The sequence below is a fragment of the Streptomyces shenzhenensis genome (assembly GCF_021462265.1).
GTDB lineage: Bacteria > Actinomycetota > Actinomycetes > Streptomycetales > Streptomycetaceae > Streptomyces > Streptomyces shenzhenensis.
Genome location: NZ_JAJONF010000101.1, coordinates 1 through 7,925, shown reverse-complemented (window position 1 = coordinate 7,925; position 7,925 = coordinate 1). Strand labels below are relative to the sequence as shown.

Below are 7,925 nucleotides of genomic sequence, written 5' to 3'. Positions count from 1 at the left end.
CTGGGCCCTGCACTGGTCCGAGGTGTCGTCACCGGTGAGGGAGCGCTCCTGGGCGGACTGGCGCTGTTCACTCTCACGGCCAGCGGAGCATTGACCGTTCTGGTCCTGCGCTCCGCTGCACCGCGTACCACCATGCGGATCGGCACTGTGGCTCTGATCGCGGGCGTAGCCCTCACCCTGCTGGCCATCGCAATCGGATCGGCGGGGCTGTTCTTCACCGGCACAGCGGTCGCGGGCGTCGGATTCGGAGCCGGATTCCAGGGGGGCGTACGCACCGTCGTCCCCCTTGCCGAACCGCACGAGAGATCGGGACTGCTGTCCGTGATGTATCTGATCTCCTACCTGGGCTTCGGCCTCCCGACCATTGTGGCGGGAGTGATCGTCGTGTACGGCGGTGGAGTGGAGAGGGCTGCCTACACCTACGGGATCGCCGTGATGCTTCTCGCGCTGCTGGCTCTCATCAGCACATTCGGGCTCCCGGGGGCTAGAACCCCTGCGGCGCCGGAGGCCGTGTCGGGGCGCGCGCCCGGCACCGGCTCCGCGGCCGTCGACGTGTGCGCCGACGCCTGCCACGTTGGGCCGTCCGGGCACGGTCCTTCGCCGAAGGTCAACACCCTGGCACACAAGGGAGACGAACACCGATGACGCAAACCGTGCCCTCTCTCGCACCCCGGATCGTCGTCGGTGTGGATGGCTCCTCGTCCTCGAAACGGGCTTTGGCCTGGGGGCTTTTCATGGCGCGGACCACCGGGAGCGTCCTGGAGGCCGTGACAGCCTGGCAGAACCCCACTTCCTGGACCGGCGTCGCGGACGACTGGGACCCCGTCGCGGAGGCGCGAGCCATGCTCACAGCCTGTTGCGCCGAGGTGCTCGGTGACGACCGGCCGTCGGATCTTCGGCTCACGGTGCTCGAAGGGCCCGCCACGGCCGCTCTCCTCTCTGCCAGCGCGGGGGCGAGGATGCTCATCCTCGGCAGCCGGGGTCACGGCGGGTTCGCGGGGCTCCTGCTGGGTTCGGTCAGCGCCGCGTGTGCAGAGCACGCCGCCTGCCCCACCCTGATCATCCATGGCGACGACCTGCCTCCCGGTCCGACTCCCGCCTCGCTGCCAAAGGCTCACGAGGTGGACCACCCGGACGACGCCGGATGCCGTGCGGCTGCTCCCGCCGGTCGGCCCGCACCCAAGCCAGGGGAAGAAGGAGCACGATGACCACCGACAACGACCACGACACCGGGTCCGCAGACCAGACGCCGCAGCGTCGCCCATATCCGCATCCCGCCGCCGGATGGGGCGCCGCCAAGAGCGTCGGGCAGTTCCTGTTGCGCGAGCACAGTCTGGTGGCCGGCACGCGCGCCATCCAGCGCATGAACCACGAGAACGGCGGCTTCGACTGCCCGGGGTGCGCTTGGCCGGACGACCGCAAGGGCCTCCACCTCGACATTTGTGAGAACGGCATCAAGCACGTCACCTGGGAGATGACCCGCAAACGGGTCGACCGGGAGTTCTTCGCGGCGCACACCGTGACGGAGTTGATGGAGTGGTCCGACTTCGACCTCGAAAACCAGGGACGGCTGACCGAGCCGATGGCCTACGACCCGGTGAGTGACCGGTACGTGCCCATCGGATGGGACGAGGCGTTCGCCATGGTCGGTGAGGCGCTGCGCACTCTCGACGACCCGAACCAGGCCGCCTTCTACACATCGGGACGCCTGAGCAACGAGGGTACATTCCTGTACCAGTTGCTGGCCCGTGAGTTGGGCACGAACAACCTGCCCGACTGCTCCAACATGTGCCATGAGGCGAGCGGACGGGCTCTGCAGGCATCCATCGGAACCGGTAAGGGCACCGTCGACCTGAGCGACTGGGAGTCCACGGACGCACTGTTCGTCTTCGGCGTGAACGCCGCCTCCAACGCCCCGAGAATGCTGACCTCCCTGGCCGAGGCCCACCGGCGCGGGGCACAGATCGTGCACGTGAACCCTATGATCGAGGCCGCCGCGGGCAGCACCATCGTCCCTCACGAGTTCATGGAGATGGCCCGCTTCCGTGCCACCCCTACCAGCACGCTGAACCTTCAACCGCGCATCGGCGGCGACATGGCCCTGCTGCGCGGCATGGCCAAGGCCGTCCTGGATGCCGCACGTGCCGATCCCTCGGCCGTCGACCGGGCCTTCATCGAGCAGTACACCAGCGGCTTCGAGGCCTATCGCGCGATGTGCGCAGCAACATCGTGGGAGACCATCGAGCGCCAGTCCGGAGTCGGCCGTGACGAGATCACCAAGGCGGCCGACATCTATCTGGCCTCGGAGCGCACCATCATCAGCTGGTGCCTCGGGCTGACCCAGCACGAACACGGAGTGGACACCGTCCGGGAGATCGTCAACCTCCTTCTGCTGCGCGGAAACCTGGGTCGCGAGGGCGCCGGCCCGTCACCGGTGCGAGGTCACAGCAACGTCCAGGGCAACCGCACCTGCGGCATCGACCACCGGCCCGCTCCCGCGTTCCTGGACCGCCTGGGCGAGGCGTGCGGCTTCACCCCACCTCGAGACCACGGTCTGGACACCGTGGGCACGATCGAGGCCATGAACCGCGGCGAGGTGAAGGTCTTCGTCTGTCTGGGCGGCAACTTCGCCCTGGCGGCCCCCGACACTCCATACACGTATGCCGGTCTCCAGAACTGCGAGCTGACGGTCCAGGTCAGCACCAAGCTGAACCGCAGCCATCTCGTGCACGGCCGCCGAGCCCTGATCCTTCCCTGCCTCGGCCGAACCGAGAAGGATCACCAGCAGAGCGGTCTGCAGAGCGTGTCCGTCGAGGACGCGATGAGCATGGTGCACCTGTCCCGCGGAATCAAGCGCCCCGCGTCCCCCGCCCTCCGGTCCGAACCGGCGATCATCGCCGGGATGGCCCGCGCCGCACTCCCCGACAGCGCCACCCCCTGGGAGGACTACGCGGATGACTACGACCGCATCAGGGACACGATGGCCCACGCCCTGGAGGGGTTCGAGGACTTCAACCAGCGCGTGCGCCAGCCGCTGGGATTCCGCCTCCACCAACCCGCACGCGAACGGGTGTTCCTCACTCCGTCAGGACGTGCAGAATTCTCGCACGCCGAACTGCCCGACGTCCTTCCGGCCACCGGCACACTGGTCCTGGCCACGATCCGGTCGCACGACCAGTGGAACACCACGATCTACTCCGACAACGACCGGTACCGCGGCATCAAGAATCTCCGGACGCTCGTCTTCATGAACGCCGAAGACATGCGGGAGCGCGGCATCCGCGCGTTCGGCCCCGTGGACATCGTCTCCACCGCCAAGGACGGCACCGAACGAGGCCTCAACGGCTTCCTCGCCGTCCCCTACGACATCCCGCAGGGCTGCGCAGCGGGCTACATGCCCGAGATGAACGTCCTGTGTGCCATCGGCGACTACAGCACACAGAGCGACCAGCCCCTCATGAAACACGTCAAGATCACCATCACTCCGGCCGCAGCGGCCGCCGTGCGCACGGATGCGTCCTGACAGGACGCCAGACCTCGTTCCCCGGCGGGGACCGGATCGGAAGCCACTGACCCCTCCGGCCCCCTGTCCCTCAAACCGAACGCACCCTCCGGGAGTCGCCTTGTCCACCCCGTCCCCCCGCGCCCCAGCCGAACCGGCGCCCCTCGGCCTGGCCGCCTTCGGCACGGCGACCTTCATGCTGAGCTTCTTCTACGTCGGCGTCGATCCTGCCCTGACACCCGCCGTGTTCCCTCTCGCCTTCTTCTTCGGAGGTGTCGTCCAACTGATCGCCGGCGCTGCAGAGTTCAGACAGGGATCCACGTTCGGCGCCACCGCCTTCTGCTCCTACGGCGCATTCTGGATGGCCTATGCCCTGTACGGCCGGTTCGTCGTCGACACCCTGCCGGCGGCCGAAGCGCACGTGGCCACCGGATTGTTCATCCTGCCGTGGGCCGTGCTGACGCTGTACCTGACCGTCGCAACGCTCCGTACGACGGGGGCGCTGCTGGCTCTGTTCACCTCGGCGACCATCACCTTCACCCTCCTGGCCCTGGCGCAGTTCGTGCAGTCCACCGCCGTGACCCGCGTCGGCGGTGCCTTCGGGTTCGCAACCGCCGCCCTTGCCTGGTATGCGTCGTTCGCGGGCCTCGTCAACAGCACCTGGGGCCGGCATCTCATCCCCACCATGCCCGACCCCGGAACACGTCTGGGGCACCTCGGTCACGAACGGGGACGTCCCGTATCGCTCACGTCCTCCATCGGCGAACGCCAACGGCGCACGGATCAGGCCGCCTGAGCGGCGACAGAACAGCAACTCCGCATATGAGGCAGATGAGATGAACACAATGATGAAGGCCGCTGTCGTGCGGTATCCCGGACCGCCTGACGTCCTCGAGTGGGCCGACGTGGATAGGCCGAAGCCCGGGCCCGGCGAAGTCGTCATCGAGATCAGGGCCAGTGGCGTCAACAATGCCGACCTCCTCCAACGCCAGGGGCTTTACCCGGTCCCGCCGGACGACTCGCCTCTGCTGGGTCTGGAGTGCTCGGGAACGATCAGTGCCCTCGGCAGCGAAGTCGACGGCTGGGCTGTCGGGGACGAGGTGTGCGCCCTGCTCAACGGCGGCGGATACGCCCAGGCCGTTGCCGTGCCTTCGACCCAGCTGCTGGCGAAACCGGCGGAGCTGTCCTTCGAGGAAGCGGCCTCCCTGCCAGAAGCTGCCTGCACCGTGTACTCCAATATCGGAATGCTCGCCCGCTTGCAGCCCGGTGAGACGTTTCTGGTCCACGGCGGAACCAGCGGTATCGGAAGCCTGGCCATTCAATGGGCCAAGGGTCTCGGTGCCCATGTACTGACCACGGCAGGAACACCGCACAAGGTGGCCCAGGCCGTTGCGCTCGGAGCCGATGCCGCGATCAACTACCGCGAGGAGGACTTCGTCGCCGCCGTCCGCAAGGCGACGAACGGGCGCGGTGCGGATGTCATTCTGGACATCGTCGGAGCGCCCTATCTGGCTCGCAACATACGCTGCCTGGCCCCAGACGGGCGTATCGTGATGATCGGTGGGGACGTCTCGCCCACGGTCCTCGGCATCGGTGAATTGATGGCGAAGCGTGGATCCCTGGCGGCTACGACGTTGAGGTCCCGCAGCCACCGCCAGAAGGCGGCGATCGTCGATGCGGTGCGCTCGGATCTGTGGCCGATGGTGACTGACGGCCGGATCCGTCCGGTTGTCGGTAACACCGTGCCCATGCACGAGGCATCGCGGGCCCACCAGCTCCTGGCGGAGGGGAACGTGGTGGGCAAAGTGGTGATGACGGTATGACCCCCCTCGTGATCCCCCTTCCCGTCACAGCCCCGCAGTGCCCGGGTATGCGGCGGGCCTGGTGACCTGGATGTCGTGGCGCGGGGTTCTGCGCCGCACCGGGCACGAGTTCCGACGCACCATGCCAGCAATCGTCATCACTGTCATCGTTGCCGTCGCGGCCGGTCTCTTTGCCGGCTCCTACAGCTTCAACCTCGCCCATCCGACACCGCACCGCGTACCGGTGGGGACATTGAAGGGCGACAACGTCAACGAGCGGTTCATCACCGCCTGGGACGACCGCCTCAACACAGAACTGGCCGTGCGCGTCTACCCGGACGAAGCCTCTGCGCTGCGCGCCGTCGATGCCCAACAGGTCTTCGCACTGGTGCGGAACAAGACGGGTTCGCACCATGATGTGACTCTGCAACTGGTCCCCGCCGCGGGTGCCTCGGTGGCCCGGGTCCTGCAGCAACAGGCTCCCGCTGCCGCTCAAGCAGTCGGTGTGTCCCTGCAGACCACCGAACTGCGTCCCTTGCAGGCAGGGGACCCCCAGGGCCTCGCCATTTTCTACATCACCCTGGCGGCAGTCGTTCTCGGTTTCATCGGTGCCGCCCAGCTGAGCGCGCACGCCGGTCAGATGCGCCTCCATGAGAGGGTCCTGGCCATCGCCTGCTACTCGGCGCTCGGCGCCTTGGCGATTTGTGCAGTCGTTGACTGGATGCTGCACGTCCTCGACCTGCCGGCCGTGGAGTCATGGGCGATCCTTGCCTTCACGATGTTCACGTGCGGGCTGGTGTTCACCGCGTTCCACGTACTCGTCGGCCGATGGGCGATCCTCCCGACCTGGCTCCTGCTGGTCATGGTCGGCAATCCGGCCTCGGGCGGAGCCGTGTCACCGGCGTTGTTGCCCGAACCGACACGATCGCTGGGCCGCTGGCTACCCCCTGGAGCGTCGGTCAGTGCCCAGCACACAGCCGTCTACTTCAACGACCACCAGTACGTCACGCCTTTTCTGACCCTCGCAGTGTGGTGCACAGCTGCGGCCACGACCGCCGGGGTCTGGCGCCGGAGACGCTATCCCGCCCCCTCTACCAAGGGGACTCAAGCTATGCCTACCGGGTGATCCATCCAGTCGAGGCTGGAGAAGGAGGAGTGCTGGAGTGGCCGGCACCAACGACCACGGGCCCCGGATCCGCAGGCGCCCCCCGATCAAGCAGGCAGCGGCGGTACGCGGGGGAGTGCGGGACGAGGATCCTGGCCGAGCACGAGAGGCTCGACAGGCAGGGCAACGGTGCCCTGCTGCGGCGCGAGGGCAGCGCTCGGAGCCGGAAATGCCAAGCTTCGCGTCGAGTTGGGCAAGGCCCGCATTGTCATTGAGGTGCGGGGAAGACCCTCGGCGCGGTTGGATCGCCTCCCCACCGTCAGCGACGAGACGGACGGGTGAGAAGCGGTGACGACCACCTCCACGACGCCGCCGTAGTCGGCAGTGGGAGGAGCCTTCGAGGCCGCCCGCGCCAAGGCCCCGGAACCGCGTCGTCCATGGTGGGACGGATGCAGGCATCCGCCGAGCTCGGTCGGCCCGAGCGGGCGACATCGTGCAGGCAGCACCGCGCAAGTCTCCCGTCCCGGCGCGGCCGAAGCGGGAGCGCCGGCGGCATCCGTGGGCCCTGACGGCGGCCGAGGGGGTGAAGGACGCCGCTGTGTTGCGGTCGAGTGAGTGCGTCGACACGGCGCCTGCCGAGATCTGCGTGGTGCTGCCCGACCGAGGTGTCTACCTGCGCCTGAAGGCGACGCTGTACTGGATCCTGTGCAAGTGCGGCAGCGAGGCCCGTGAACGGCGCCGGAAGGTCAGGCATCCGCAGTGAAAGAAGCCCGAGCTGATTGCCACCGCACCGAACCGGGTGTGGTCGTGCCGAGCAGCCCCGTCTAAAACGTGCCGAGGCTCGGGATGGGCTCTATGCCTGTCCCGAGCCGGTAACCTCTCCGGGCTGTGGTCACGTCACGGACACCGACTCAAGGCCGGCACGGTCACCTCGCGGCCAGCCACGGCGGTGCACTGGCGTGCCACTCACCGGCCGACGCCTGTCGCGTCCTCGTCAGTGATCGTCCCAGTGGTCGCCGTGCGCAGCGTGCCGATGTCCATCATGCACATAGTCGACGTGGTCGCCGTGCGGCACGGCGACGTGACCGCAGTCCTTGTGGTGTTCGTGGGGATGCTGACCATGCGGTTCGTGCCCGTCCTTCGCGCACTCGTGCGTCTGCTCGCCCACGGTCCGATGGAAATGACCGTCGTGTGCGTAGTCGACGTGCCCCTCATGAGGGAAGGACACATGACCGCACCCTTCGCCGTGTGTGTGGTCAGCATGTTCGTGCGTTGAAGCCATGTCGTACCTTCCATGTGCCGCGGATGAACGCACCGCGAGCTGGGGCCCGATGAGAACCCAAGATAAATAGCGGCTACCGGGTGTGCGACCGCTGCTGAGCCACCGCATACCCGGCATGGTCGGACTGTGGTGCACAAGACTGCGCAGCTGCCCGGTCGTGTCATATCGGTCCTGTCCGTGACCAGAGGTCCAGCCGGTCTGCCGGTCGCGGGGACCGCACGTCACCTGTCGGCG

General features: G+C 67.5%; 7 protein-coding genes and 1 pseudogene. 7 read left to right on the top strand and 1 reads right to left on the bottom strand.

The window, feature by feature from the left end; all coding sequences use genetic code 11:
• From LQ326_RS46410 to LQ326_RS46380, 7 genes and pseudogenes are all read left to right on the top strand, one after another.
• Positions 1 to 645 (top strand): annotated as a pseudogene (locus LQ326_RS46410) (hypothetical protein); the annotation flags it as partial.
• On the top strand, positions 642 to 1,208 hold the full coding sequence (locus tag LQ326_RS46405; protein ID WP_234545252.1) for a universal stress protein: 567 nt from the start codon (positions 642 to 644) through the stop codon (positions 1,206 to 1,208). The pseudogene LQ326_RS46410 and the gene LQ326_RS46405, both read left to right, overlap by 4 nt.
• Complete coding sequence (locus LQ326_RS46400; protein WP_234545251.1) at positions 1,205 to 3,523, top strand: FdhF/YdeP family oxidoreductase; 2,319 nt, start codon at positions 1,205 to 1,207, stop codon at positions 3,521 to 3,523. Before LQ326_RS46405 ends, LQ326_RS46400 begins: the two co-directional genes overlap by 4 nt.
• 100 nt (positions 3,524 to 3,623) lie before the next feature.
• Complete coding sequence (locus LQ326_RS46395; protein WP_234545250.1) at positions 3,624 to 4,298, top strand: acetate uptake transporter; 675 nt, start codon at positions 3,624 to 3,626, stop codon at positions 4,296 to 4,298.
• A 52-nt stretch (positions 4,299 to 4,350) separates the two neighbouring features.
• Positions 4,351 to 5,325, top strand: a complete 975-nt coding sequence (locus LQ326_RS46390; RefSeq protein WP_234545253.1) for an NAD(P)H-quinone oxidoreductase — start codon at positions 4,351 to 4,353, stop codon at positions 5,323 to 5,325.
• A gap of 121 nt (positions 5,326 to 5,446) precedes the next feature.
• The gene (locus LQ326_RS46385) at positions 5,447 to 6,430 is read left to right on the top strand and encodes an ABC transporter permease (RefSeq protein ID WP_234545249.1); all 984 of its coding nucleotides are present in this window, start codon (positions 5,447 to 5,449) and stop codon (positions 6,428 to 6,430) included.
• A gap of 577 nt (positions 6,431 to 7,007) precedes the next feature.
• On the top strand, positions 7,008 to 7,172 hold the full coding sequence (locus LQ326_RS46380) for a hypothetical protein (protein WP_234545248.1): 165 nt from the start codon (positions 7,008 to 7,010) through the stop codon (positions 7,170 to 7,172).
• 231 nt (positions 7,173 to 7,403) lie between these two features.
• Here LQ326_RS46380 and LQ326_RS46375 read toward each other — a convergent pair whose 3' ends face one another.
• Positions 7,404 to 7,691: a hypothetical protein gene (locus LQ326_RS46375; protein WP_234545247.1), complete on the bottom strand. Its 288-nt coding sequence runs from the start codon at positions 7,689 to 7,691 to the stop codon at positions 7,404 to 7,406.
• Positions 7,692 to 7,925: the final 234 nt, after the last annotated feature.

Excerpts from the sequence above, each read along its gene's own strand:
- LQ326_RS46405 (WP_234545252.1), top strand. The coding sequence starts at position 642 with ATGACGCAAACCGTGCCCTCTCTCGCACCCCGGATCGTCGTCGGTGTG.
- LQ326_RS46400 (WP_234545251.1), top strand. The coding sequence starts at position 1,205 with ATGACCACCGACAACGACCACGACACCGGGTCCGCAGACCAGACGCCG.
- LQ326_RS46390 (WP_234545253.1), top strand. The coding sequence starts at position 4,351 with ATGAAGGCCGCTGTCGTGCGGTATCCCGGACCGCCTGACGTCCTCGAG.
- LQ326_RS46385 (WP_234545249.1), top strand. The coding sequence starts at position 5,447 with ATGCCAGCAATCGTCATCACTGTCATCGTTGCCGTCGCGGCCGGTCTC.
- LQ326_RS46375 (WP_234545247.1), bottom strand. The coding sequence starts at position 7,691 with ATGGCTTCAACGCACGAACATGCTGACCACACACACGGCGAAGGGTGC.